This window comes from Cytobacillus solani (assembly GCF_006704205.1).
Taxonomy (GTDB): domain Bacteria; phylum Bacillota; class Bacilli; order Bacillales; family Cytobacillaceae; genus Cytobacillus; species Cytobacillus solani.
On sequence record NZ_CP041305.1, the window covers coordinates 3,669,888 to 3,696,864 of the forward strand.

Consider the following 26,977-nt stretch of genomic DNA (forward strand, 5'->3'; position numbering starts at 1 on the left):
CTAGAATGTCAAAAACAAGTTTATTAAAGTGGATCCAGGAAGGAAATGTAACGATCCCTGGAGTTTTACTCACTCATTATAAAGAGATGAATTTAGATGAAAATGAGCTAGTGCTTTTACTGCAAGTTATCTCCTTTATTGAAAATGGAAATGAATTTCCTACTCCTTTTGAATTGTCTTCCCGCATGACTATATCCGTTTCAGAATGTACTGGAATTCTCCGAAAATTAGTTCAAAAAGGATTTATTGAAATAAAAGAAAGTTATTCAGGAGACGATGTTCGATATGAAAGATATGATGTAGAACCGTTATGGGGAAAATTAATTGATTGCTTTTTGCTAAGAGGTAAACAGGAAGCTGTGATAGCTAATCAAAAAAATGAAACGGATTTGTATACTTGCTTTGAACAAGAATTCGGGCGCCCTTTATCTCCATTCGAATGTGAAACACTTGCTATGTGGATGGATGATGATCATCATGACCCGCATATTATAAAAGCTGCGTTAAGGGAATCGGTTATTTCCGGCAAGCTAAACTTTCGTTATATTGACCGAATTTTATTTGAATGGAAAAAGAATGGAATTAAAACCATTGAACAAGCCAAGAGCTACGGAAAAAAATTCAGACAAAGTCAAACTCCGCAGCGAAACAAACAAAATGAGGATGCCAATCCAACATTAAAATCTGTTCCGTTTTATAATTGGCTTGAGCAATAATTAGAAGAAGTAAGTGGTGGGATACATGTTAAATAAAACTCAAATAAGATATTGTCTTGATCAAATGGGGGAAATGTTTCCCCATGCACATTGTGAATTAACACATTCCAATCCTTTTGAACTAGTCATTGCAGTGGCTTTGTCAGCTCAATGCACGGATGTTTTAGTAAATAAAGTAACAAAAAACCTATTTCAAAAATATAAAACACCTGAAGACTATTTAAATGTTTCTTTAGAAGAGCTGCAAGGGGATATTCGTTCAATCGGATTGTATCGGAATAAAGCAAAGAACATTCAAAAATTATGCCGGATGCTACTGGATGAATATGGTGGCATTGTTCCGCATGATCGGGATGAATTAACAAAGCTTCCTGGAGTCGGACGGAAAACGGCAAATGTTGTTGTCTCAGTTGCGTACGGCATTCCAGCAATTGCGGTTGACACACATGTAGAGCGAGTAAGCAAAAGATTAGCCTTTTGCAGATGGAAGGACTCCGTATTAGAAGTAGAAAAGACATTGATGAGAAAAGTACCCATGGACGAATGGTCTGTTACGCATCATCGAATGATATTTTTTGGAAGGTATCATTGCAAGGCGCAAAATCCCCAATGTTCTGTATGTCCATTGCTCGAACTTTGCAGAGAAGGGAAAAAGCGCATGAAGGAGAAGGGTGCATAATGAGTGAGCAATTAATTTTATCCATTCCGAATGAATTGAATAATCCTTTCTTTTTTTCTGCTAATGAAAGAATGACTGTTGAGAAAAGTCAATTACAAAATATGGTACTGAACATTCCTTTTCTGTATGAAGCAGCCTTTTATGCAAATATTGAGGCACTTAAGCCCTGGCAGTCACATGAGAATTCCATTCCTTTAATAAAAAGTGAGTGGGATACTGAAAAAAATAAACTTGAGCAAATCTTTACCAAAAGAAATTATAAGGATGCAATCGTACCTATGAAAAAAGGGATAGGTTTATTTTTGCAGTTTGTTTATTGGGCAAATGGTCAGCCCGTTCATTTTGGTATGCCATTATCAAGTAAATCATTAAAAGTTCAGCCTGTAAATTTAGAGGAGAGAATCGGCTTTATTATTCAGCGGCCAGCTCTTTATCATTCTTTTATACAATTAAATGAGCTTTTGATTGAAATGGAAAAGCAGTATGTAAAACATATGGCTATCAAAAAAGCGTCTAAGCAATAGCTTAGGACGCTTTTTTTTATATTTCATATTCTTATTGTCCGCCTGATCCTTGAGTCCCATCTGGATTGGTTGATCCATTGTTTGTATCGTCTCCGCCTGAGGTGTTTCCGCCGCCTTGGCCATTTTCGGTCCCGTTGTTATTTCCGTTACCGTTACCCCAGCCAGAACCCGAACCATCGCCATTTCCATTATTGCCGTTTCCGTTGTTTCCAGATGTTCCATCTTCTATCTCTTCTTCTTCTTCAAAGTCATCCATTGGATCACCGTCTCCAAATCCATCATCAATTTCAGATTCTGGAATAGGTATTTCAACTTTTACAGCAGCTGGATCACTGCGCATTTCACCTCGAATGGCAACTACCTTAAATTGATAGATGCCTCCAGGTACAGGATTGGCAATTTTTATGCCTTTTTCTGATACAACCTGTAGTGGCTGCTCTGTTCCATCATTTAGTGCAACCGAGACTTCATATTGTACATCTTCTGCTTCCTCAGGATATTCCCAAGTTAATGCAATTTCATTTGTTAGCTGATCATAAGATCCGTTAACATTTACAGGTGCATCAAGCTTTTCGAATTTGTCAGAAACCTCCTTAGGTGCCTGGCCTTTTACTGCATATTCGTAAATGATCTGATCTTTAGGTGTAAACTCACTTGCAAGCTTAGCAGGCATGGTTCCTTTTTCAATTGCTACCTTTTCAACACTATTTGGCATTTTAAAGTCTGGTGTATCAACATCCTTTGAAACATATGCCATTAAATTTTTGAACAATGCTTGGGCTATCTTTTGATCCTTAGGAGCAATCGAACTTTTCATGTTTGGATATCCAGTCCATATGGCTGCTGTATAGTTTGTCGTATAGCCAGCAAACCAAATATCAGGAACACCGCCGCTTTGGATTTGCCAATCTTTCTTTTCTTTAGAAGAATAGTTTGTCGTACCTGTTTTTCCTGCTAAATGGAGGTTAGGTACATTCGCTTGCTTACCAGTTCCGAAGGAATCCTTCACAACACTTTTTAAGACGTCAGTGATCATGAACGCTGTATAATCCTGCATAACAGCTTCAGTCTTAGGTGTCGCATCAATCGTTGTCTTATCTCGCATTTCAATCTTCTTAATGGAATGTGGCTCAGTATAGAAGCCTTCGTTGCCAAAAGCACTATAAGCCCCAGCCATTTCTAATGATGAAACTTCCTCAGTACCAATTGCACTTGATTCATAGACTTCATCCATATCAATACCCAGTTTATTAACGAATTCCTTTGCCTTATCTAAGCCAACCTCTTTTTCAACTGCCTGTAATGTTTGCAGGGCAGCCGTATTACGTGAACGCGCTAGCGCTTCCCGTAATGACATTTTTCCCATATGCTTCCGGTCCCAGTTATTCATCTGCTGACCGCTTGAATAGGTGGTAGGTTTATCATCAAGGGTATGGTACGTACCCCATTTTAAATATTCAACTGCTGGACCGTAATCCATAATTGGTTTAAATGTCGAACCCGCTTGTCGTTTTGAATCGGTAGCATAATTAAATCCTCTTTTTACTTCTTGATTTCTGCCACCGCCAATTGCTCTAATTTCCCCTGTTTTCGTATCAAGTAAGGTTATTCCTGCCTGAAATTCATCATTTGGAAATTGAACAATATCGTTCGAACTTAGCATTTTTTCAACATAGTCCTGTGCTTTTGTATCTAATGTTGTATAAATAGTTAGTCCATCAGAAGAGATATCTAAATCAGGATATTTACTTTCTACTTCCTCAATTACTACATCAACAAAGGCATCATATGGTGAATCATTTCTTTTTCTATCTTCTTCCTTAACTAGACTTGATTCGACTGGGATGGCTTGTGCAGCCTTCATTTCTTCCTTTGTAATAAATCCGTGCTGATTCATTAATGAAAGAACAATATTTCTTCTTTTCTCTGCACGGTCTGGATGTTTAAATGGGTTGTAATTTTCTGGGCTTTGTGGCATCCCGGCCAGCAAAGCTGCTTCGTGTAATTCTAATTCGTTAAGTTCTTTGCCAAAATAAATATGGGAAGCAGTCAATACTCCATGGCTTCTCTCTGACATCCATATTTTATTGACATACATTTCAAAAATTTGCTGTTTCGTATATTTCCGTTCTAGCTGGAAGGCAAGCCAAGCCTCCTGTGCTTTTCTGCTTAACGTTTTTTCATTATTAAGGAAGGAGTTCTTTACAACCTGCTGTGTAATCGTACTAGCTCCCTCTGATCCAAAACCACGGGTAACGTTGGCAAGTACTGCACCGCCTAAGCGGATTAAATCCATACCGTTATGCTTATAGAATCGGACATCTTCTGTAGCGAGAAATGCATCTTCAACTAGTTTAGGAATGTCCTCATAATTAACGTATTCTCGATTTTCTAAGCCAACTTCCGTAATTAGCTCTCCATTAATATCGAGAATTTTTGAAGAAATAGGGTCCTTTAATGCTTTCTCATCAAGCTTAGGTGCATCCTTTACCATAAAGGCAAAGGTAGCGGCACCAACTAGCATACCTGCAATGCCAAGGGCAATTAATATTAAAAAGATTCGTTTAAAAATACCTTTAGAAGGCTGTTTTCCGCCTTTTTTCTTTTGTTTAGAAGCATGCTGTTTTCTGCGCTCCTCTCTTGATTGATAATTCTCTGCCATATCTATTCATCCTTTCTGGACTGTAAAGAAAATATGATTCCTTTTAAATTTGTTTAACTAAGTTTATAAAGATAATCGATTTTTTTAATATAGTCAATTCTGGGCTGATATCCAAGTGGAATCAGATGACCAAATGTTTCAATTTCATCCTTTGTAATCGATTTTCTTCCTCCATCTTCCATCCTTTTCCAGAAGGTGAGCAAATGATCTGCTTCAAGAAGAAATATTTCTTCAGTAAGTGAAAACCTGAGCAGGACAAAGCAAATACCATCTTGCTTAAGGATCGTTTCCATGTGCTTGATCTGGTGATCATGAAAATTCTTTAATGGAAAAGATGTTGGATTTTGTGTTTCCTTTGCTTCAAAATCAATATATCTCCCTTTATATACCCCATTATAGTCGGTTGTAGAAGCTTGTTTAAAATAAGCTTCCTTAATGACTGCTGCACTTCTTTTAGGGTAATCGACTTGAACGATTTGAAGAGGTGTTGGTTTTTTATGGATGGCTGCAATGTTCTGTTCCAAGTAATATTCGTTTGTTATGTTAATATCTTCCTCCAAAGTCATTCCACGGTTGCTGTAGGACCATTTTTTCTCTTTCTTTATTTTTATTGTCTCCTTTTTTTCCGGTATATATCTCTTGCCGTTAGGATAATTGAAATTCATTACACTCACCTCACAAGCTATTTCTTATCATACCAAAACTTTGTTCGATTTGGTTGAATAAAAAGTATTAGTTTGCAAAAGTTAAGCTAAATGCTTAAGGAGAGGCTGAGTGAACAATGTTTTATCAAAAAGGACTAACATTGAAACAGCTTTCCGTGGAGGAAATTGAATTAATTACCCAAATTAATAAAAAGACGAAAAGATGTAATATGGATAACATCTCCAGAACAAAAGCCTATCATCATTATTATAGTAAAAATCCGGAAATTAAATGGTCCTTTCTTGCCAGTATGGTATCCCGAAATGCTGGGTGGAACATGTGTGATCTTGAAGGGACTTTATTTTTAAGAGCATTAGATAAAGGTTTTCGGAAAAAGCTTTTTTTTACATACGAGCGTGCTAACTGGCTTATTTTTCAGGATGCTTTTCCACAATTGCTGCTCTATCAATATTCGACGAAAATAAAACGGCCAATGTTTCATTTATTAAAATTTTTTCATGTTTCTTCTTTTATGGAAAGAGAGTGGCAAATGTTTTGGGAGGAACGACATGTAAACAGATTAATGACGTCATTAATTATAAATGAGCAGAATGTGATTCAAAAACCAGTTATAAAGCATCCTGTCTATGAATCTACTGTTTTTCGTTCATTTTTATTTTTTTTTCAAGATTGGCTTCATTTTAGCTCAGTTATTTTTCCAACATGTGAAGGTGAATTATTTGGGGCCAGTGTGAATGGGTTTAAGTCCGTTTCTAAACGAATTGATTTAGGGAAGAGATTAGCAGATATTTTGTTTGAGAAGATGCTTTACCCTAGATTTTATGAATTTGCATATCGTACAGAGCATACGGGCTCAAGATTTGACTATGAACAATATTTTGCGCAAAAAAAAATAAGAACAACTCCATTTTTACGTTGTACTTATCCGATTGTGAAGCATCATCGCCATGATCGGAGAGACTGGTCAAGATCTGGACGAATTAAGAAAAAATGGATAAAAGAGATGGTAGATCATAAACATCCCATACAAATAACTGATTGGTATGAAAAGAAGCAGGATCAATTAAAAAAAGGGGTCTATTTAAGCGAATGGGTTAAATCTAACAAATAAAAGAGCTGAAATCGACGCGTGCTGATTTCAGCTCTTTTATTTATAGCACAAGCTGCTAGCTAAGTCTCTTATGTAGAAGGGCGGTCAGGTCCTTCAAGTTTTTTATCGCCGTACCCTGTTTTTGTTTCGTTTAGATTCTTGGGCTGTGTTTTATTTTGTTTTTGTTGCTTTTTCATTTTTCACACCTCCTTTAGTTAGTGTTCTTTTTTTTCATCACTTTTATTCTGATTTAATCTTGTCGAATAAGCGGGTTAGTGATTAAAAAATACTTCTTTATTTGCCGAATCACTTCTAGTTTTGTCAGTGATGAAGGATTGATAAAAGACAAGACGAATAGTGTGTAATAAGACAACATACATTTGGGTTAGATTGTGTACTTTTGCATTAATAAGGAGGCCAAATCAATGGATAAAAAGATCATTGCAAAAGAAGAACTGTTAAGCATGCTTACGGAGATTTCTGACCAATTGGAAGAACTGGAAGGGATTTTGGAAACGAGTCTATCTAAAGCTCGTCAAAATGTCCAAAGTGAATATACCGCAAAAATAATTGCATGTGAAGAACAACTTACTGCACTTGAAAATGAGACAGCAAACACCTTAAAAGAAAATGAAGCACTTGCAAATGCCAGTAAATTACATCGTCCAAATAGCATGAAGCTTGAACTAGGATATTAATTAAATTACAATGAAATGATCAGCAGCTTGAAATATAAAGCTGCGTTTATTTTTGGAGTTGAAGAGAAATGAAAGATTATAAAGAGCTTTTACAATTAACACAAAAATTACTTTCATACGTAGATACCCTTTCATTGAAATACATTCAAGTTAGAGAAACAGGCGAGAGCGGAGACTTTTTCGGAGAAGTAAAGCCATTTGCAGATGAAGTGAAGGAAGTAAACGATGAATGGAAGAAGCAGGCATATGAATGGATTAAAGATGTGGGACCAAAAAACTTGTATCATCAGCAAATCGATTCTGCCTCTGAACATATTGAAACCATTTCGGTCCAAGCATTTTTCCCGAACACGAGCCGTTCAAGATTTAATGATGTAGTAGCTTCAGCAAAATTTATCCTAACAAGTATCATTCATGAAATAGAAGGGGAGTCCTTGAAATAAGGACTCCCTTTAATTTTTTTGAGCATTTGGGAAATAGATTAGAAGCTTTCAGGAACTTCTGCTCCTTGAGCTTCGAGCTCACGAACTAGCTGCCGATAAACATTAATACAAATATCATTTTGAATATACGCCTTCTTCGTAAAATCTAGTAATTCATTTACATTTTCAGGACTGTAATTTCGCATTTGAAGAAACTTCATGTTTAGTTCGTGAACATTCATTTATAATTCCCTCCTCAAATTTGTATAAAAATGCTTTTTTCTTTTTATATATACTATCATGAAATTGAAGCTGTCCATTATTTTTAAAAAATTTAGACTTCCGACAGTTTATTTCATAATCTGACAAAGTGTTTAAATTTCATTTTTATTCACATGGTGGGCATTATGAACATAAATTACATTAATGAATAATACATTAAGGAGGAAGTCTGCCCATGTTTGGACGAAGAGGACACTCAGCATATACAGCTCCATTTCCTGCCCATCAGCCGTATTCAAACATGAATCGCTATGGACCGAGCATGTACAATCAACATTTTTACCGTCAGCAACAGTCAGCTTTTTACCCGAATCTCCCAGAACAATGGGGAAGTTCCTATTCCCAGCAAACAGTACCATATAATCAAATGCCACCCCATGGATATAATCCCTATCCGATCTCGCATCCATCGGTAAATCCATACCATGGGGCGGCCCCTTACCATAATTATGGCATACAGCCGTATGGACAGCAGAAACAGCCTAATGATATCCAAAGTATTTTTCAAAACCCGTTAGAGCCTGAACCAGACTCTAATTTTACAAACTCGAAGCAGCAATATTCTGTTAATCCATACATGAATCCTTATCCTAAACAATCATTTATTGCGAAACAGCCTTCAGGAGTTAAATCGATTATGAACTCCTTTAAAGGTCAGGATGGAACGCTAGATATTAATAAAATGGTTGATACAGCTGGTTCGATGATGAATGCTGTGAGTCAGGTCTCTTCAATGGTAAAGGGGTTAGGGGGAATAATAAAAGTGTAGGAAGAAAAATGGCTGTATGGCCATTTTTTTCATTTGTAGAATTATATGAATTCACATAATTTTATTGACAATTGCTAACGTAAAGTGAAAAAATAGATTTTGATAAGAAAGGAGGAGTGGATGTGTTAAGAATCATACAGCAATTTATTATTATCTTCCTCTTAATACTTTCATTAGCTGCACTGCCGATGATCATAGAAGTGAATTCGGCTGAGAACAAGCTGGAATGGAACTTTGAACAACTACCTAAAATATATGGATCATTTATAAGTGAAGTAAGTAAAGGAAGTCTCGGCTCATACCAATTGGGCACACAGGTTAGGGAAATCGAACAAGACATAGGAGACAACTTTTTAACGAGTTTAAAAGTTATGCTTATCGGAGTAAATGCAAGCATAATCATCAGTTTGCTATTTGGCATTTTCCTTAGTCGTTTCCGGTTAACTAAAATATTCAACTTTTTTATTAATATCTTGGCTGCCATACCCGATTTTATTATCATAATTATGTCAATGATTCTTGCTGTGAAAATTTATAGATGGACAGGAATAAGAGTAATCTCGCTAAGACCAGATGCGGGTGCATTAAATACTTGGTTTCCAACACTACTCGTTGCAATCGCACCAACGCTCTATTTATTTAAATTAATTGCTGTTAAGTATTTTCAAACGAGCAGCGAAGATTATATTAAAACAGCTGTCGCAAAAGGGATGAGTTTAAATTATATAAATTTCCAGCATGTATATAAAAATATTGAACCTTTCATTACAGCTGAATTAGTAAAGGTCATTTCTCTAGCGATTGGAAACCTTTTTATCATTGAATACATATTAAATGTTTCAGGCATTACAAAGTTTATTTTTCAAAGCAATGAGATTCAGCCGATTGCGATTGGGCTGTTTGCCATGCTGTTAATATCAGCGATTGTCTATGTATCAGTAAGATTAGTATTCTATCTATTCAAACGAGGATTTATTTATGAATAAACTATTAAAAATTAACTTCTCACTATACATAGGAATATTCTGTGTTTCGCTCTTACTTTTTCTATGTGTATTTGGACCGATGATGGCGTCGCATTCGTTGACAGAAACACTAGAAACACAGTATACGGATGGAAAAGTTATATCACCCCCAATGGAGCCGTTTGAATCAAAGGACTATCCATTAGGAACCGATAAATGGGGGTACGACTTACTGTCAATGATTTTTCATGGCATTCGTTATACGGTGTTTATTGCATTAGCAATCACATTGATAAAAATGCTGGTCGGTACGGTACTTGGTTTATATATAGGGCAATGGAAAAGGACACCTAGCTGGATGATTGCCTTTGAAAATGCATGGAGCTACGTGCCTTTATTTTTGATTCTTTACTTTTTTATGAGACCGATCAATTTTAATAGTCAGCTAGAAACGAATACACTGCTAGGCTATTTTATTCTTATTGCATCCATAATAAGTATACCGAGTATTGTTTCTTCTGTTAGGCTGAAAACAGCTGAACTAAATAAATCCGTTTATATAGAGGCAGCAAGAGCGTTAGGAGCAAGTAGGAACAGACTCATTTGGAAGCATATTTTTCCGCAATTGAAAGAAACCATTTTAGTTATGTTTATTCTTGAAATTGTCTATGTCATTACTATTATGGGTCAGCTTGCTTTGGTAAATATATTTGTTGGAGGAACGCTCGTGCGTTTTGACCCACTTATTTACCTTTCAGTAACGAAGGAGTTATCAGGCTTAGTTGGTCAGGCAAGATTAAATATATATGGGAATACTCATATTCTCATTGTTCCATTAATCGTGTTATTATTTACGACTATTTCATTTAGTCTGCTTGCAAATGGTTTGAAGAATCGATTTCAATCGAATTATGCTAGGACACCTTGGATAAAAATTGGACAAGTACCACGTATGAAGCCTGTTAGAAAACAGTTTGGCGAAAAAAGTAAATTTTGGTCACCGAGCGGGGAAAAATTAGCATTCCTTTCATTGATTATCGTCTTTATTGGGGCAGGCACATATGTTTATTTAACGAAAGATTCTGATGTGGGTGTGAAGAATTTTAGTAAAGCTGCGTACGAAATGCAGCTTGAAATGGATGAAAATGGGGAATTTGATACGGCAGTAACCATTCAAGTGAAGAACAAATCGGATGATGATTGGGATGAGCTCGTATTTTATTTTATTCCTAATGTATTTAAAGAGGGGCATGCTTTTGAATCAGTTAAAGGCAGTGCCAAAGTGAAAATGAAGGAGATTGAAGTAAATGGGGAAAAGGCTGATTACAGCTTGGAAAAGGATACACTAAAGATAGTCCTCCCTAACAATATGAAAGAAAAAAGGAAACATACGGTAAAGGTTGAATATGAGTTTACCCCTCCAGAACAGGGAGTTCGCTTTTCCAAAGAAAAAGATAATTATTACTTAGCTCAATGGTATCCAATGCTTGCAACTTATCAGAATGGCAAGTGGAACAAAGAGGATTATTCTGATGGTGTAGAGACCTATCATGTTGACTTTGCCAATTATAGGGTAGAATATAAGCTTCCAGAAGGCTATACATTAATTTCCTCCGCGGAAAAGGACCCTAAACCTGGAGTAAATAAGGGAACTGTAAAAATGAAAAAGGTAAGGGACTTTTTCATTGCTGTTACAAAGGATATGGATATCCATGAAACGACTGCAAATGATGGAGTGAAGATCCGCTTGTTTACAAAAAGCGATCATGACAAGAAAATCGATGATTCATTAGCACTTGCTAAAGGTGCACTTTCATTCTATCAAGAAAAAATTGGTGCTTACCCTCATAAACAATTGGATATCATCCTTGATAACGGACCTTTTATGGAATACCCTGGAGTTGTAACGATCAATCCGTATATTCAAGATATGAATTTTTACCGTACCTCGATAGTCCATGAAATTGCCCATCAATATTTCTATGGGGTCGTGGCGAATGATCAATATAATGAGGGCTGGATTGACGAAGGGATAACAGAATTTGCGACATCTATGTATTTTTATGCTGCGGAAAATCAGAGGGAGGAACAGGCGTTTGCTATTCCTAAACACCGGATGGATTTGATTAAAGAAGCTGGTCTGGGCAGACAATATTCTAACGTTCCAGTCCATGAATTGAAGCATACCGGCTACATGTATGGGCAGCCTACAGTCGAATTGTTAAAAATGATGAAGGTAAAGTATCGATTAAAAGGGGATGATGTAAAGGAAGTGAGCATGCAGTTCCTTTCAGATTACTATCATCACTTTATGTATAAGGAAGTGAATACGGAAGAATTTGTTCGTTTTACAAAGGATTATTTCTTAGTTCCATCTGGTTATTTTAATGGTTGGTTAAATAAATAGACAAAAAAACAAGCAGTCTAAAACGCTGCTTGTTTTTTATTCGATTTTATCAATCATTATTTTTTTTCCTTTTTGCTTAGGTATACGTATTTTTAATAAACCATTTTGATAGGAAGCTTTTACTTTATTTTCATCGATTGGCTGTGGAAGAGGAATACTTCTAATTGATTTTTTCATTGAAGTCTGTTTTTTGATGATTTCCTTATGATCGTTTTCTTCTTTGATGGATTCTAAGGAAAGGACAGTGATTGTGACATAATTATCAATCACATCAAGTTGGATTTGTTCTTTATTCACACCTGGAAGTTCAGCGGAGATGACGTGCTCATCATCCGTTTCGCTTACACTTACCTGAAATGATGATGCAGAAGAAGTGAACGGATTTTTGAAGAATTCATCCATCGTTTGTAACAAACCTCTTACAGGCTTTTCATGGAAAAATTGATTCATTGATTTCATTAAATCTCCAAAAGGCTCATTTTTTTCTTTTTTATTCCGCTCATTCATAATTATAGCTCCTTTCATAGAAAAGCGTAGGCCGTCTTTGTAGTATTTACGCCATGATATCTTATGAAAAAAGGTGGGTAATTGTTCCAGTTGGCGAAAAAAAGAAAGAACCGTAGGAATCACGGTTCTTGTTAAATAATCTCTTCTAATAACTTTTCGGAATCGATAATGATATTGCCAGAGGCATCTGTTTCAATTAATTTATCTTTTTTCAACTTAGTTAACGTCCTGCTGACAGTTTCTCTTGTCGTACCAATCATATTGGCAAGATCTTTGTTTGTAAATTCAGCTTTCAAAAGGAATAAACCATTTTCAAGCACCTCTCCATGAAGCTTTGCTAAACGTACGAGTAGTTTAATTATTTGTTCATACGTGTTATTTAATACTTGTGCTTCCAATCGTTCTTGTAAATCCACAATTTTTTCACCCAGAACATTAAATACTTTAATGCATAATTCAGGGTTTTCAATTAAGACACTCTCAAACTGATCAATCGGAACAACAACTAGTTTGGCATTTTCGAGTACTTCTGAGAAAGCTGGATATCCCCCTTTACGGAAGAAGCCGACATGAGGGAACATATCCCCGCTTTTGGCAATTGTGACAATCTGCTCTTTTCCGTTTATATCACTTTTATAAATTTTGATCCGGCCGCTTTGAATGAAGTAAACATTTTCAAGCGGATCGTCCTGCATAAAGACGTGGCTTCCTTTCTTCCATTCTCTTGAGATTGAAATACCGACTATTTTGTCCATCTCTTTATCACTAAGCCCGCGGAAAAGGGTAAATTGAGAAAGCATTTTTTTAATTTCGATTGTTTCCATATTTTCACCTCTACTGGTAAAAGCCATTATTACCAATATTGTAACAAAAAAAACATTTGAAAAAAGCGTATTCATGACAAAAATTTGAACGTTATATGAAAGGATTTAATGAAAGGGTAAATTTGGCAATGGAAATAAGAAAAAAATACAAGGAATCTCTTTTTTAACGAACGCTTATTCGCTAGAATGATAGGTATGAGGTGAATGAAATGAAAGTGCGAAAAGATCTTAATGAAATAATGAATCATTTAAAAGTAGCTGAATCATTTAAAGAAAACATTGTTCATTGGCAAACAATTGAAGAAAAGGAAGCTAGTACGGATGAGCTGCCTTTAGACATACACCCAGCTCTTAAGGAAGCATTACAGAAACGGGGAATTACAAGACTTTACACCCATCAGAAATCTGCTTATGAAGAAGCCATTCAAGGAAAAAGTATTGTGGCTGTTACTCCGACTGCTTCAGGGAAAACATTATGCTATAACCTGCCAGTTTTGCAGACGATCATAAATGATGCAAATTCTAGGGCATTATACATGTTTCCGACAAAAGCCTTAGCACAGGATCAAAAGAGTGAAATTAATGAAATTATCGAAGAGGCAGGCCTGCCAATTAACAGCTATACATATGATGGAGATACCCCTTCGAATATTCGTCAAAAGGTACGAAAAGCGGGACATGTTGTAATTACAAATCCGGATATGCTCCATTCGGCTATTTTACCTCATCATACGAAATGGGTCTCGCTATTCGAAAATCTGAAATATGTTGTGATTGATGAACTCCATATATACAGAGGTGTTTTTGGAAGCCATGTAGCAAATGTGATCAGACGTTTACAAAGAATTTGCAGGTTTTATGGAAGTAATCCTACCTTTATTTGTACATCTGCGACGATTGCCAATCCGCTTGAGTTAGCAGAAAGTCTCACAGAAAAACGTATTTCTCTTATTGATAATAATGGAGCACCAAGTGGGAGGAAACATTTTGTCTTTTACAATCCTCCGATTGTTAATCATCCGTTAAATATTAGAAGAAGTGCTACACTAGAAGTAAGAAAACTTGCAAGTGAACTATTGAAAAATAAGGTTCAGACGATTGTTTTTGCAAGAAGCCGTGTGCGGGTGGAGATATTAGTCACTTATCTGCAAGAGCTTATCAAGCATAAATTGGGGCCAAAAGCTATACGCGGGTATCGTGGAGGCTATTTGCCAACGGAAAGGCGTGAGATCGAAAAAGGCCTCCGTTCAGGCGAGATATTTGGAGTAGTAAGTACCAATGCACTTGAATTAGGTGTTGATATTGGGCAGCTGCAGGTTTGTATTATGACAGGATATCCTGGAACGATTGCAAGCGCATGGCAGCAGGCTGGACGGGCAGGAAGAAGGCATAGTGAATCCCTTGTGATTATGGTCGCATCAAGCAGTCCTCTTGATCAATTTATTATTCAAAACCCTGATTATTTTTTCAAGCGCAGTCCGGAAACGGCAAGAATTAATCCAGATAATTTGATCATATTAATTGACCATATGAAGTGTGCAGCTTACGAGCTTCCATTCAAGGCAGGTGAGCAGTTCGGTTCCTTTGAAACAGAAGAAGTGCTTGAGTACTTGGCAGAGGAGCGGGTTCTTTATCAAAATGGCGATAAATATTACTGGATGAATGACTCATTTCCAGCTCACAATATAAGCCTTCGTTCTGCCTCCCAAGAAAATGTTGTCATTATTGATCAAACTGATGTAGCGAATGTTAAGGTTATTGGTGAAATGGATCGTTTTTCCGCAATGACTTTATTACATGAGGAAGCCGTTTATTTGCATCAAGGCAGACAGTTTCAAGTAGAACTGCTTGATTGGGAGGAAAAGAAGGCATTTGTAAGAGAAGTGGATGTTGATTATTTCACAGATGCTAATCTTGCCGTGCAGCTAAAAGTTCTAGAACAGGATAAGCAGCAATTCATCTCATCAGGCGAAATCGGTTATGGGGATGTAAGTATCACAGCAATGGCAACAATTTTTAAGAAAATTAAATTTGAAACACATGAAAATATAGGTTCTGGACCGATCTCGCTCCCAGAAGAGGAACTGCACACAAGTGCTGCTTGGATTTCTTTACATAAAGATATCGGGCAATTTAATCAAGAAAGATTAGAGCAAGGGCTAATAGGTACATCACATGCGCTTAAATCAATTGCTCCTTTATTTGTCATGTGTGATCCACAAGATATTCATGTTGTTCCTCAAGTGAAAGCAGCTCATAATGAAAAACCAACTATTTTCTTCTATGATCGCTACCCAGGAGGAGTCGGATTGAGTGAAAAAATATTTGATGGATTCCAGCTTGTTTTGAAAGAGGCTAGTGATCTAGTGAAGAAATGTCAATGTGCCCATGGATGTCCTTCATGCATTGGCATTGATTCCTCTTCACAAACAGCAAAGGCTGATGTTCTGAAAGTATTTGAAACGTTTATGAATGGTGAGATACATGTCAATTAAAAAGAAGCTGAACAGGCTAAAATCACATCTGTCACACGAAGTGAGCACAAAAAGTGTCCTCACAACATGTCAATCCATCGAAAGTGAAATTCCCTTTATAGAAGTATGGGAAAACGAAGGCGTGACTCCTTATTTTTTTGATGGAAGCTATTGCCTAATTAGAGAACGAAGGTTTCCAATTGACCAACAACATGGAATCTATACATTTTCCCAATTCTCAATTGCAGTGAATGCTTGGAATGAAAGCGGGATGAAACATCCGCTTTCAGCTGCAGGCATTAAACCTGAAAGCTTCGTTTTCTTTGATACAGAAACAACAGGTTTAGGCGGAGGTGTGGGAAATTCAATCTTTATTCTTGGCCATGCTAGATTGTCAGGAGATGAAATTCATTTAAAACAACATATCCTTCCCTCTCCTGGAGCAGAGGTCCCTTTATATCAAAGTTTTCTTGAAAGTGCGGACTATACAACGATGGCTACGTATAATGGGAAGTCCTTTGATTGGCCACAGGTAAAAACCCAGCATACATTAATACGAGAACATGTGCCTAAACTCCCATCGTTTGGACACTTTGATTTATACCATGCATCAAGAAGAATGTGGAAGCATAAATTAGAACGAATGAAGTTGTCTATTGTAGAGAAGGAAGTGCTAGGAATTGAACGAAAGGATGATCTTCCAGGCTTTTTAGCACCGATGATCTATTTTGACTTTGTGGAAAGGAAAGATCCACAAGGAATGCTAGGGATATTAAAGCACAATGAAATAGATATTTTATCGCTCATCAGCCTATATACACATCTGTCATTTCAAATTCTTGGCCTTGATCAAAAACAAACAGCTAAGGAAATGTATGAAATAGGAAGATGGTTTTCTCACGTAGGAGAAGCAGAAGGAGCGAAAGAATCATTTTCTCGTTTGGCAAACACCACTAACAGTGAAACGGCTGCAGCCAAGCATGCACTTGCATTTGAATACAAGAAAGAAAAAAAATGGATGGATGCACTACACATATGGGAAGACGTTGTGGATCAAGGAAATGAAGACGTGATAAGGCTAGAGGCATGTATTGAAATAGCAAAGATATATGAGCATCGAGAAAAAAATCTGCAAAAGGCGATTCATTTTACTAGAAATGCAGAAGCAATTTCTCAAAAATTGCAAAGTGTTAACAATAGGAAACTAACAATTAGTCATCAAGAAATCATGAAAAGATTAGAGAGGCTTAACAAGAGATTATATCGTTCATTTTGAGCAACTATCAAATTATTTTAAAAACCCACTATTTCCTAGTTGTTTGTCCATATTGAAAACTGTAAAATGTATAATTGTGTGGTGTATTTAGGCAGGAATAATTTATGTGAGGCTGACTGGCATGTATAAGACAATCTTGTTCATATTTTTTATCGTTATTATCTTTACAGCTATACTTTTTAGTAATTTTAGAGATAGTTTTTATAGCATGTTTTAAATTCATTTTTAAATTGGGTATAAATTAGACTTTTTCATTAGTACAAGATTAACCCTTTTAACATAGGCTGTTAATGTAAGTAAACTATGTAGAAAGGGGATCTTTAAATGTATTGCGGACCAAGACCTACTAATGTATTGCCAGCAATTGTTCATCCAACAAAATGTTGTGTAAACCATACGTTCCAAAACAATGTGGTTCCACATATTCATCCAACACATACAACGAATGTAAACCACATTAACTTCCAGCACCAACATTATTTCCCACAAACGCAATCAACTGTGAATCAAGTAACGAATCAGCAGTTTGTTGCATCACCAGGTCCAGTTCCTGGTGGCTTTGGCGGGCCTGGCCCAGGAGGCTTCGGTGGCCCAGCAGCAGGAGGCTTCGGTGTACCAAGACCGGGCTTTTTTGGTAGATAGGTAGGTTTGCGAAAGAGATGCGGTTTCGTTTGGAACAAGGGCATAGAGCCCTTGTTTCCTTATATAATATAATAATAAATGCTAATTTTCCTAATAAAAATAATAATTGACTCTCATTCCCTTTTAAGGCAAAATTTCAAGTATTAGAGCATACATAGAGGGGCTTACGAAAATTGGCAAAGATTGCGATCATTTCAGGTTACAAACCTTTTGAAATTGGAATCTTTAAGGATGATGATCCTGCAGTTGCATTTATCAAGAAAGCAATAAGAAATCAGCTTATTTCTTTACTGGAGGAAGGGCTGGAGTGGGTGATTATTAGCGGCCAGCTTGGTACGGAATTATGGGCTGCTGAGGTTGTCTTTGAACTGCAATTAGAAGAATATCCTGACCTGCAGCTAGGGGTAATTACTCCTTTTCTGAACCAGGAGGAGACTTGGAAAGAACAGAACAAGGAATGGTATGAATCGATTTTAGCCCAAGCGGACTTTATTGACTCTGTTTCAAGAAAGCCCTATGAAAATTCTTGGCAATTTCGCTTAAAAAATCGATTCTTTGTCGAAAAAAGTGATGTCCTTCTGCTGTTTTATGATACAGAAAAAGAAGGAAGCCCAAAGTACCTATTTGAGACTGCAAAAAGACAGCAAGAAAAGAACAATTATGATATTCGCTTAATTAATTTTTATGATTTACAAGTAATTGTTGAAGAAGAACAAATGAAAGAACAAGACTATTTTTAAAAGAGTAAGAAAAATTGACAAATATGCATATCTTTGAAAAAATATAAATACTGATTGGTGTATATTGAGGTGAGTGTTATGCATTCGGATAAAATCAAATTAACAGCAAAAGATATTTTAGAGAAAGAATTTAAGTCAGGCATGCGAGGCTATAAACCAGAGGATGTTGACAAGTTCTTAGATTTAGTCATTAAAGATTACGAAATGTTTTATCAGGAAATTGAAGATTTGCAGCAGGAAAACATGAAATTAAAGAAGCAATTAGATGATGCTTCTAGGCGACCAACAGCATCACAAACAGCGGGTACGACAAATTTTGACATTTTAAAACGTTTATCTAACTTAGAAAAACATGTTTTTGGCAGCAAATTGTACGATTGACATTTTTTTCTATTTCTTCAAATTAAATACCATTGCTATATGAGCGAAAGTTGCATATAATAACTTTTGTACTCATTAATGACGTTCGGGTAATCGCTGCAATGAGCATTATGCTACATTGTAGAGGAAAGTCCATGCTCGCACGGAGCTGAGATGCCTGTAGTGATCGTGCCTAGCCAATTCATAAGCTAGGGCAGTTTGGCTTTAAGCTGAACTGACGGCAGGGAAAATGCCTAAGTCCTTTGGATATGGCATGACTACCTTGAAAGTGCCACAGTGACGGAGCCTTTTCAGAAATGAAAAGGGTGGAACGAGGTAAACCCCACGAGCGAGAAACCCAAATAATGGTAGGGGCACTTTCTCTGAGGAAATGAACAAGGAGAAGGACAGGTGACGAATGGTAACCTGTAGATAGATGATTACCACCTAAGTACGAGGTCTATGACCGTTTGTAGTACAAAGGAACAAAACATGGCTTACAGAACGTTATTGGTGAATAATTTATGAAACATGATTAAAGCTCTCCTTTTTTAAGGGGAGCTTTCTTGTATTTACGCATAAATACATATATGATAAGAGGATGTGAATGACTTATCAAACGTGATAATAGAAGAAACGTAAAAGACTCATAACGTTATGCGAGCAAGGATGAATATATTATGTTGGAGTTTATAAAACAAAGAGATTCACTTAATATCGTTAAGATTGCAATGAAAGTCTTTGAAAATACGAGTGAAGGAGTTATGATTACCGATGCCCGCGGCAGAATCATATCAGTCAATCCCGCATTTGAAATTGTCACAGGTTATAATGCGGAAGAAGTAATTGGTAATAATCCTAATATCCTGCAATCGGGTGTACATGATGAAGCTTTTTATCAAACTATGTGGAAGCAAATATATAAAACGGGCGTATGGAAGGGTGAAATCTGGAATAAACGTAAAAACGATGAGCTCTATCCGGAATGGCTGACGATTAGCGTGATTAAAGATGATAGTGGAAATGTAACAAACTATGTTGGTGTATTCAGTGATATTTCAGATCAAAAGACCACAGAAAAACAGCTTAGGTTTTTAGCACATTATGATTCATTAACAGGTGTTGCGAATAGGTACAGTTTGAATAAACGATTAGAAGGTTTATTACAAACGGCAGAAAAATATCAGCAGCAGCTGGCCATCCTATTTCTTGATTTGGATCGGTTTAAGCAAGTGAATGATACGTTAGGACATAATTATGGGGATTTATTGTTAAAACAAGTATCTTCTAGGCTAAAAGGCTTGCTCAAAAATAAAGATATGATAGCCCGTCTTGGCGGAGATGAGTTTGTCATCGTTTTGCCAAATTTTAAGCACCCGAAAGAAGCTATTCATATCGCTGAACGTATCATCGAGTCTTTATCCAAATCATTTTTTCTTGATAGGTATGAAGTGTATGTCACAGCAAGTATCGGTATTAGCCTGTATCCACTTGATGGAAGCGATGCGGAAACCTTGCTAAAGAATGCAGATAAAGCGATGTATGATGCAAAATCTGGCGGGAAAAATCAGTACGAGCTTTACCATCAGGATATGCATCAGAATGAAACTAAACAAATGATATTAGAGACATACTTACGGAAGGCTTTGGAACGTAACGAATTATATCTTGTTTATCATCCAATTGTAGATACAAATACAATGGAAATAGTAGGTGTGGAAGCACTTGTAAGGTGGAAACAAAAAACACTTGGCAATATCCCTCCATCAGAATTTATCCCTCTAGCGGAAGAGACAGGGCTAATTGTTCCATTAAGTGAGTGGATCATCCAAAAGGCATGTGAAGACCTAAACAGCATCCATCTAAACGGCTCAAAAATTAGAATGAATATCAATGTTTCTTCCCTCCATTTTAGTCAGGATGGATTTATTAAATCATTAAATGAGATTTTCCAAAAGACAAATGTTAGCACACGACATATTGTATTAGAGCTAACAGAAAGCATGATCATGCCAAATGCACTAGAAACAGTAGATAAACTTGTTAAACTAAAGCAGCTTGGTATAAAATTATCAATAGATGATTTTGGGACTGGCTATTCCTCATTAAGCTACTTAAGACGCTTTCCTCTCGATACATTGAAAATTGATCAAAGCTTTATTAAAGGAATAGCCATGTATAAAGAGGATAGTTCGATTGTTGAAGCGATCATTATGATGGCTAATCGCTTGAATTTAAAGGTCGTTGCTGAAGGGGTAGAAAATAAGAAACAATACGAACTATTGAAAAAAGAAAAGTGTGACTATATTCAAGGATATTACATAACAAAACCACTCCCGAAACATCAGCTACTAGCATTATTGCAAAACTGGGATGAGAACAATTTAATATAAGGGTGAAATTATGTTTGATTTAATTGCAACATCAGCTATGGGGCTTGAAGCCTTAGTAGCAAAGGAAGTACGAGATCTTGGATACTAATGCGCGGTTGAAAATGGACGAATCTCATATAAGGGGGATGCGTCAGCAATTGTGCGCTCAAATCTATGGCTGCGGACAGCTGACAGAATTAGAATTAAGATTGGAGAGTTTAAGGCAACAACCTTTGATGAGCTTTTTGAGAAAACAAAAGCACTTCCATGGGAAAACTTTTTGCCTGAAGATGCTGAATTTCCGGTTACAGGGAAATCTGTTAAATCCAAGTTGTTTAGTGTATCAGATTGCCAGGCAATTGTAAAAAAGGCAATTGTTGAAAGAATGAGAAAGCACTATAAGAAATCTGGCTGGTTTGATGAAAATGGTCCACTTTTTAAAATCGAAGTGGCACTTCATAAGGATGTAGCCCTATTAACAATCGATGCCAGCGGAAGCGGACTGCACAAACGCGGGTACCGTGCGGGACAAGGGGAAGCGCCTTTAAAAGAGACACTTGCTGCAGCTCTTGTTATGCTAACGAATTGGACACCAGACAAGCCGTTTGTTGATCCGTTTTGCGGCTCTGGTACGATTCCGATTGAAGCCGCATTAATTGGCCAAAACATTGCTCCTGGCTTCAATCGAGAATTTGTTTCTGAAGGCTGGCACTGGATTCCTGAAAAGGTTTGGGAAGAAGCAAGGCTGGAGACAGAAGATTTAGCAAACTATGATCAGCCATTAGATATTACAGGTACTGATATCGATCATAGAATGGTAAAAATTGCTGAAGAAAATGCATTTGAAGCAGGTCTTGGCGATTTAATTCATTTCAAGCAAATGCAGGTGAGAGATTTCACCACAACAAAGGAATATGGTGTAATTGTAGGCAATCCGCCATATGGAGAACGGTTAGGAGATAAGGATGCAGTTCAAAAAATGTATGCGGAAATGGGTGCGGCATTGGCTCCTTTGGATACATGGTCTGTTTATATCCTTACTTCGAATGAACAATTTGAGCAATTCTATGGAAAACCTGCCACTAAGAAGCGAAAGCTATTTAATGGATTTATTCGTACAGATTATTATCAGTATTGGGGAAAACGCCCGCCTAGAACAAAATAACGGGCATATATTCTCCTGATCATGAATACCATATACTTATATCAAAAATGGTCAGGAGGGCTCTTTATATGTACGATACAAGAATTGATTTTAATAAAATCTCCCAATCTTTAACTGATACGATCGAAGCAATAAAGGCAGATCCGAATATATTATCAACCACAGCTCTCGAACAGCTTCAACATGCACAAAATGAACTCCATCAAGCCATGTCCTACTCATTCTCAACCTTACATAAATAGAGAATGAAAAATAATGATTAAAAATCCCCGTTTGTTGGCAAACGGGGATTTTTTTATTTTGACTTAAGAAACTTTATTAGTCACCTCTACGTTCGTTCTAAGCTGCTTAAACCTGAGATAGAAGGAGGCTGTCATAAACAGGGATAACGCACCAAAAATGATGGCCATATGCTGGAGACCTACTGTATCTAACAAGAACCCTGTCATTAAAAGTACGACCTGGAAGGTAACACGATCAAGCATATTTTTGAATGAAAAGAATCTGCCGTGAAACTCCTTTGGTACTCTTGTTTGAAAAATGGTTGCAGCTGTTGGGAAGAAGCAGCCAACAGCAAAGCCGAATACTAAAAAGGCCAAAACAGTTAATATCGGTACATTTGCAAAATAAAGCAGGAGCTGAGAGAAGCCGATAACAAATGAAAACAGAAACAGAATCGTGTACGGTGAGCTTCTTAAGCTAATTTGCTTTACAAGGAAAGCACCAAGCATGAAGCCAATCCCTTCTGTTGCGTAAATCCAGCTCTTAATAACTGAACTATCTTGAATCTCACTTATATTTATGACCATTAAATTAAATCCGCCGATAAACAAAAGTGGGACAAGCGTTAATACTAAGGTCATTAACACAATAGGAAGCCCCTTGATAATCGGAAATATATCCTTAAAGCTTGTGCTAGCAGCCGACGCTTTGTTTGGATGGTTCTGTAATGTAATTGGCTCATTAATTTTCAGAAAGCATGTAATCACGAATAATCCCGCATATGCTGCTAGAGACATAACATAAAGCATAGATAATGGCATAATAACTAATAAAATGCCGGCAACCGCAGTTCCTAGTACACGTGAAAGAGTGGACACATTCATGTGCACTCCGTTAAGCTGTAAAAGGTTATTTTCTTCAACAACAAGTGGGATTGCTGCTTGTAAAGCTGGGAAATAGAAGGCAGCGGAGATTTGGAGAAAAACAAGAAAGACAACCATCCACCAAACAGAACCTGTTTCAATAGCGATTAGCATAAAAACTACACTTACTGTCCGAACGGCTCCAGAAACAAGCATAACTGTTTTTTTGTTCATTTGATCAGTAACTTTTCCTGCCCAGGGGCCAACTGCAATACCGGCAAGCAATCCTGCCGCCAGAATAAGTGATTTGACAAAATCAGAGGGGACTTTTTCCTGCATAAACTCAAGATTTCCAATAATACCAAGCCAAAGTCCTAAACCAGCAATAAATTCACCGATAAGTAAAATCCATACATTTTTATTTTTCCACATAAATCTGCCTCTCGTTCGTTTGTATTTCGTCTCTCTAAAGATACTACAAATAATATTGAAAATGAATCAATTTTATAAATATTTTTGCAGATTTAAAGATGACGCACTTCAGCTAAGCACCATAAAATTTCAAATAAGCGCTTGGGATAAGTTAACCGGAGGTCGTTCATGTGGTTGATGGAGACCCAAATCGAGTAACAGCAAGGGGGAAAGTTCATTCATACAGCAAATGAAGTCCCCAATCGAGGAAGGGCACGAAAAAAAGGTTGTCTTACTACTGATGAAGTCCAATATGACATAAGTGAAACGAAGCAAAGTAGTGACTTTTTTTTCGGGGAAAAGCAGTTTGAATTCCTTCACATTTCTCATCACTGCAGTTTCAACGGATTCCTCGTACCTGCATTCTTGGCAAATGCATATTTTACCATTAATGAAAACCGAAATAGAGGTGCAATTGTCACAAGTAATTCCTTTTTGCAGCTGCTCGTATTTATAAGAAGGCAATAGTTTAATAGGAGAGTCTTCAATATGGTGGAAAATGATTTTGTCAGCTAACCATCTGTGTTTTTCATTTAAATTAGAGGAGTTCAGATTTAGTTTTTTCAAATAACTATTAATTTGTGTTGGCAATATAAATGGTTTATTGAGAGGTGTTTGATATAAAATGAATTCGGGGTTGATAAATACGACTTTTACATTGATGGGTAGATTGGATCCAATGGTTTGAAGGAACTGACCCAGAAGGGATTCACTTCTATTCATTTGAATTAAAGGATTAATAATTCAGATTTAGTTCGAGGTTTAAATAACATAGTCTACTCCCTTTCCTGTTTTTAAAGCTCCAAAACTATTATAATAAAAAAATGGATCAATTTTTTCAAAATAAATGAACACTTTTATAAATTGCCATAACTATTCTTTATTAGAGCAGAGTCTTGCGTTAAGAGGCTGCTGTTTATACATATGAAATAGTGTCTATAATATATTAAACTGTTCCGCATTGTTCTTTGCAAGCATGCGAATAATAGCAGTTACATATTGCTAATGATGAAAGAGCGGGCAGAAGGCACGCTCTTTCACTATTTATTACCTATCCAGAAACATTACTTGACACTGTCTCAATATACGTTAAAATGATTGTTGGTCTTTTATTTATGAAATCGTATAAAAATATTAAATTCCTAGAGCGGATTGAAGGAGAGAACTCGTAGTGTTGGGAAAAAGAAAGCTATCCCAACCGTTATACCTCTAACCTTCGAACTCTAGAACGGAGGGATACTATGCAAAGCAGAATGCCATTTGCATTGTCCAAAAGTGAATCGTTTTTTGAGAAATTAAGTGAATGGATTGGTGATGTTTTTTACGATATATTGCCTGAAGCAGGCTTTGAATTACGTGATGAACAAATTTTTATGGCTTTTCAGGTGGAAAAGGCATTTAAAGAAAAGAAGGTTATCTTTGCAGAAGCAGGTGTGGGAACAGGAAAAACACTTGTTTATTTACTCTATTGTATTGCTTATGCTAGATATGTAAATAAGCCCGCGATTATTGCCTGTGCGGATGAAACATTAATTGAGCAGCTCGTGAAAAAAGAAGGAGACATTGCGAAGCTTGAAAAAGCGCTAGGATTAACAATTGATGTAAGGCTGGCGAAATCAAGAGATCAATATTTATGTTTAAATAAGCTCGACCGGCTGATTGCAACAGAAGATATGGATGCATATAACTCTATCTATGACCGACTCCCAGAATTCGTACACACTGGCTCTTCTATGCAGATTTTTGAAAAATATGGTGACCGAAAGGAATTTCCAGAACTCCCTGATGAGAAATGGGGAAATATTGCTTGGGATCCACTTCAAGATTGCTTCACATGTGAAAAGCGTCATCGTTGTGGACAAACCCTCAATCGGGACTACTATCGAAATGCGAAAGATATCATTATATGCTCGCATGATTTTTACATGGAGCATATATGGACGAAGGAATCCAGAAAGCGGGAAGGACAGCTGCCATTGCTGCCAGAGAGTTCTTGTGTGGTATTCGATGAAGGGCATTTGCTTGAATATGCTTCTCAAAAAGCACTCACCTATAGACTGACTGAACAAACGCTTGAAACACTTTTAACAAGATTAATGGAGAATGATGTAAGGGAAAAAACTTTAAATATTATTGATGAAGCGATTATTCAAAATGAGCTGTTCTTTTCTGCCTTGACGAATACTTCAACTGTTTCTGAGGGATCGGATAAAAGAACGATTCAAAAAACGGCAGAGGTTATGAAACAAGGAAAAAAATTGCTTGATTTAATAAGTGCACTTGAAGAAGAGCTTGTGTTTGAGAGTGAAATGTATGTAATTAATGAGTATGATTTAAAAATTGTTGAAGAATATTTGGAACAGATCTCTTATTCCCTTTCTCTTTTCTTAAAGGATTTAAAAGGGATTACTTGGTTTGAAGAGAATGATGGGGAAAGGACACTCGTCATTATGCCGCGTATGGTTGAGGATATTATGAGAGAAGAAGTCTTTTCGCAAAAGAAACCATTCATTTTCTCTTCAGCTACCTTATCAGAAAATAAATCATTTGATTATATGGCAAAAAGCCTTGGAATTGATAATTTTTTATCTTTTTCCGTAGCCTCTCCATTTGATTATGAAGAGAATATGGCCATTTCCATGCCTAGTTTTTCTGAAAATAAACTCGAAGCAAAAATGCAATATGTCCATGAGCAAATTGAAAAATCTGAGGGCAGAGCATTAGTATTGTTTACAAATAAACAAGAGCTTGCAAGCTTTAAAAAGTATATAACTGGAAAGACCACTCTTTCTCTATACTTTGAAGGGGATGCTGAAATTAGCACATTAGTATCCAACTTTCAAAATGATGAGCATTCTGTCCTTTGCTCTGTTCATCTATGGGAAGGGTTGGATATTCCAGGAAGATCACTAGAAAATGTAATTCTATTTACATTGCCTTTTCCTCCACATGACCCTGTTTTTACAGCAAAAAGGGAAAGTGTGAATGATCCTTTTAAAGAAGTCGATTTGCCATACATGCTCCTTCGTTTAAGGCAAGGCATTGGCCGTTTAATTCGAACACATGAGGATAATGGAACCGTTCATATTTTAATGAGGGAAAATGAAAAACCAGAAGTAATCGAATTCGTGAAAAGTGTGCTGCCTACTGCATTGTCAGTGAAATAAGAAAATCCCCTCAT

23 protein-coding genes, 1 other RNA gene and 1 pseudogene are annotated in these 26,977 nt (G+C 36.7%); 19 read left to right on the forward strand and 6 right to left on the reverse strand.

The genetic code is table 11. The features are described from left to right. Positions 1–5: 5 nt before the first annotated feature. Genes FI644_RS18390 through FI644_RS18400 form a run of 3 tightly spaced genes read left to right on the forward strand, consistent with a single transcriptional unit; the run spans position 6 to position 1,919 of the window. A complete protein-coding gene (locus tag FI644_RS18390) occupies positions 6–716 on the forward strand; it encodes a DnaD domain-containing protein (protein ID WP_053476772.1) in 711 nt (236 codons plus the stop codon). Between the two features lie 25 nt (positions 717–741). Then, on the forward strand, positions 742–1,395 hold the full coding sequence (nth, locus tag FI644_RS18395) for an endonuclease III (protein ID WP_056685403.1): 654 nt from the start codon (positions 742–744) through the stop codon (positions 1,393–1,395). Next, on the forward strand, positions 1,395–1,919 hold the full coding sequence (locus tag FI644_RS18400; RefSeq protein ID WP_056685400.1) for a YpoC family protein: 525 nt from the start codon (positions 1,395–1,397) through the stop codon (positions 1,917–1,919). The genes nth and FI644_RS18400 overlap by 1 nt, the downstream gene beginning before the upstream one ends. Positions 1,920–1,950: 31 nt before the next feature. Here FI644_RS18400 and FI644_RS18405 read toward each other — a convergent pair whose 3' ends face one another. Both FI644_RS18405 and recU read right to left on the reverse strand, forming a co-directional pair. Then, positions 1,951–4,581: a penicillin-binding protein 1A gene (locus tag FI644_RS18405; protein WP_053476769.1), complete on the reverse strand. Its 2,631-nt coding sequence runs from the start codon at positions 4,579–4,581 to the stop codon at positions 1,951–1,953. 53 nt (positions 4,582–4,634) lie between these two features. Then, positions 4,635–5,246 carry a Holliday junction resolvase RecU gene (recU, locus tag FI644_RS18410; protein ID WP_053476768.1) on the reverse strand — a complete coding sequence of 204 codons (612 nt, stop codon included), beginning with the start codon at positions 5,244–5,246 and terminating at the stop codon, positions 4,635–4,637. Between the two features lie 116 nt (positions 5,247–5,362). Here recU and FI644_RS18415 point away from each other — a divergent pair, with 116 nt between their 5' ends. From FI644_RS18415 to FI644_RS18425, 3 genes are all read left to right on the forward strand, one after another. Beyond that, positions 5,363–6,358: a DUF2515 domain-containing protein gene (locus FI644_RS18415; protein ID WP_053476767.1), complete on the forward strand. Its 996-nt coding sequence runs from the start codon at positions 5,363–5,365 to the stop codon at positions 6,356–6,358. Positions 6,359–6,762: 404 nt separating this feature from the next. Then, entirely contained in the window at positions 6,763–7,035 is a 273-nt protein-coding gene (locus FI644_RS18420) for a hypothetical protein (protein ID WP_053476766.1), read from the forward strand. Between the two features lie 68 nt (positions 7,036–7,103). Beyond that, positions 7,104–7,478: a YppE family protein gene (locus FI644_RS18425; protein WP_053476765.1), complete on the forward strand. Its 375-nt coding sequence runs from the start codon at positions 7,104–7,106 to the stop codon at positions 7,476–7,478. A 38-nt stretch (positions 7,479–7,516) separates the two neighbouring features. Here FI644_RS18425 and FI644_RS18430 read toward each other — a convergent pair whose 3' ends face one another. Next, on the reverse strand, positions 7,517–7,699 hold the full coding sequence (locus tag FI644_RS18430) for a YppF family protein (RefSeq protein ID WP_053476764.1): 183 nt from the start codon (positions 7,697–7,699) through the stop codon (positions 7,517–7,519). A gap of 215 nt (positions 7,700–7,914) precedes the next feature. Here FI644_RS18430 and FI644_RS18435 point away from each other — a divergent pair, with 215 nt between their 5' ends. The 3 genes from FI644_RS18435 to FI644_RS18445 all read left to right on the forward strand — a co-directional run bounded on the left by FI644_RS18435 (position 7,915) and on the right by FI644_RS18445 (position 11,880). Then, entirely contained in the window at positions 7,915–8,508 is a 594-nt protein-coding gene (locus FI644_RS18435; RefSeq protein ID WP_075209174.1) for a YppG family protein, read from the forward strand. A 122-nt stretch (positions 8,509–8,630) separates the two neighbouring features. Then, positions 8,631–9,494, forward strand: coding sequence for an ABC transporter permease subunit (locus FI644_RS18440; RefSeq protein ID WP_056685397.1), 864 nt, complete (start codon positions 8,631–8,633; stop codon positions 9,492–9,494). Next, positions 9,487–11,880: an ABC transporter permease subunit gene (locus tag FI644_RS18445; RefSeq protein ID WP_053476762.1), complete on the forward strand. Its 2,394-nt coding sequence runs from the start codon at positions 9,487–9,489 to the stop codon at positions 11,878–11,880. Before FI644_RS18440 ends, FI644_RS18445 begins: the two co-directional genes overlap by 8 nt. 36 nt (positions 11,881–11,916) lie before the next feature. On the opposite strand, the gene FI644_RS18450 is transcribed toward FI644_RS18445, so the two are convergent. Both FI644_RS18450 and FI644_RS18455 read right to left on the reverse strand, forming a co-directional pair. Then, positions 11,917–12,387 carry an Hsp20/alpha crystallin family protein gene (locus FI644_RS18450; RefSeq protein ID WP_053476761.1) on the reverse strand — a complete coding sequence of 157 codons (471 nt, stop codon included), beginning with the start codon at positions 12,385–12,387 and terminating at the stop codon, positions 11,917–11,919. A 131-nt stretch (positions 12,388–12,518) separates the two neighbouring features. Next, a complete protein-coding gene (locus FI644_RS18455; protein ID WP_053476760.1) occupies positions 12,519–13,211 on the reverse strand; it encodes a Crp/Fnr family transcriptional regulator in 693 nt (230 codons plus the stop codon). Between the two features lie 209 nt (positions 13,212–13,420). On the opposite strand from FI644_RS18455, the gene FI644_RS18460 reads away from it, so the two are divergent. The 9 genes and pseudogenes from FI644_RS18460 (at position 13,421) to FI644_RS26415 (ending at position 22,482) form a co-directional block, all read left to right on the forward strand. Continuing rightward, complete coding sequence (locus FI644_RS18460) at positions 13,421–15,706, forward strand: DEAD/DEAH box helicase (protein WP_142108701.1); 2,286 nt, start codon at positions 13,421–13,423, stop codon at positions 15,704–15,706. Beyond that, entirely contained in the window at positions 15,696–16,961 is a 1,266-nt protein-coding gene (locus FI644_RS18465; protein ID WP_053476758.1) for a DUF6340 family protein, read from the forward strand. The genes FI644_RS18460 and FI644_RS18465 overlap by 11 nt, the downstream gene beginning before the upstream one ends. Positions 16,962–17,285: 324 nt before the next feature. Next, positions 17,286–17,603: a CotD family spore coat protein gene (locus FI644_RS18470; RefSeq protein WP_053476757.1), complete on the forward strand. Its 318-nt coding sequence runs from the start codon at positions 17,286–17,288 to the stop codon at positions 17,601–17,603. A 173-nt stretch (positions 17,604–17,776) separates the two neighbouring features. Continuing rightward, positions 17,777–18,343 (forward strand): SLOG family protein, encoded by a 567-nt coding sequence (locus FI644_RS18475; RefSeq protein ID WP_053476756.1) that lies wholly within the window; start codon positions 17,777–17,779, stop codon positions 18,341–18,343. A gap of 78 nt (positions 18,344–18,421) precedes the next feature. Beyond that, entirely contained in the window at positions 18,422–18,724 is a 303-nt protein-coding gene (gpsB, locus tag FI644_RS18480; RefSeq protein ID WP_053476755.1) for a cell division regulator GpsB, read from the forward strand. A gap of 81 nt (positions 18,725–18,805) precedes the next feature. Next, an RNA gene (gene rnpB / locus FI644_RS18485) (RNase P RNA component class B) lies at positions 18,806–19,208 on the forward strand. 175 nt (positions 19,209–19,383) lie between these two features. Further along, positions 19,384–21,096 (forward strand): putative bifunctional diguanylate cyclase/phosphodiesterase, encoded by a 1,713-nt coding sequence (locus FI644_RS18490; RefSeq protein WP_053476754.1) that lies wholly within the window; start codon positions 19,384–19,386, stop codon positions 21,094–21,096. 10 nt (positions 21,097–21,106) lie between these two features. Beyond that, positions 21,107–22,240: pseudogene (locus tag FI644_RS18495) on the forward strand (THUMP domain-containing class I SAM-dependent RNA methyltransferase). A gap of 68 nt (positions 22,241–22,308) precedes the next feature. Beyond that, the gene (locus FI644_RS26415; protein WP_156319134.1) at positions 22,309–22,482 is read left to right on the forward strand and encodes a hypothetical protein; all 174 of its coding nucleotides are present in this window, start codon (positions 22,309–22,311) and stop codon (positions 22,480–22,482) included. A gap of 63 nt (positions 22,483–22,545) precedes the next feature. Here the strand turns inward: FI644_RS26415 and FI644_RS18500 are convergent, their stop codons facing one another. Further along, entirely contained in the window at positions 22,546–23,757 is a 1,212-nt protein-coding gene (locus FI644_RS18500; RefSeq protein WP_053476752.1) for an MFS transporter, read from the reverse strand. Positions 23,758–25,037: 1,280 nt separating this feature from the next. On the opposite strand from FI644_RS18500, the gene FI644_RS18505 reads away from it, so the two are divergent. Then, complete coding sequence (locus tag FI644_RS18505; RefSeq protein ID WP_053476751.1) at positions 25,038–26,963, forward strand: ATP-dependent DNA helicase; 1,926 nt, start codon at positions 25,038–25,040, stop codon at positions 26,961–26,963. Positions 26,964–26,977: the final 14 nt, after the last annotated feature.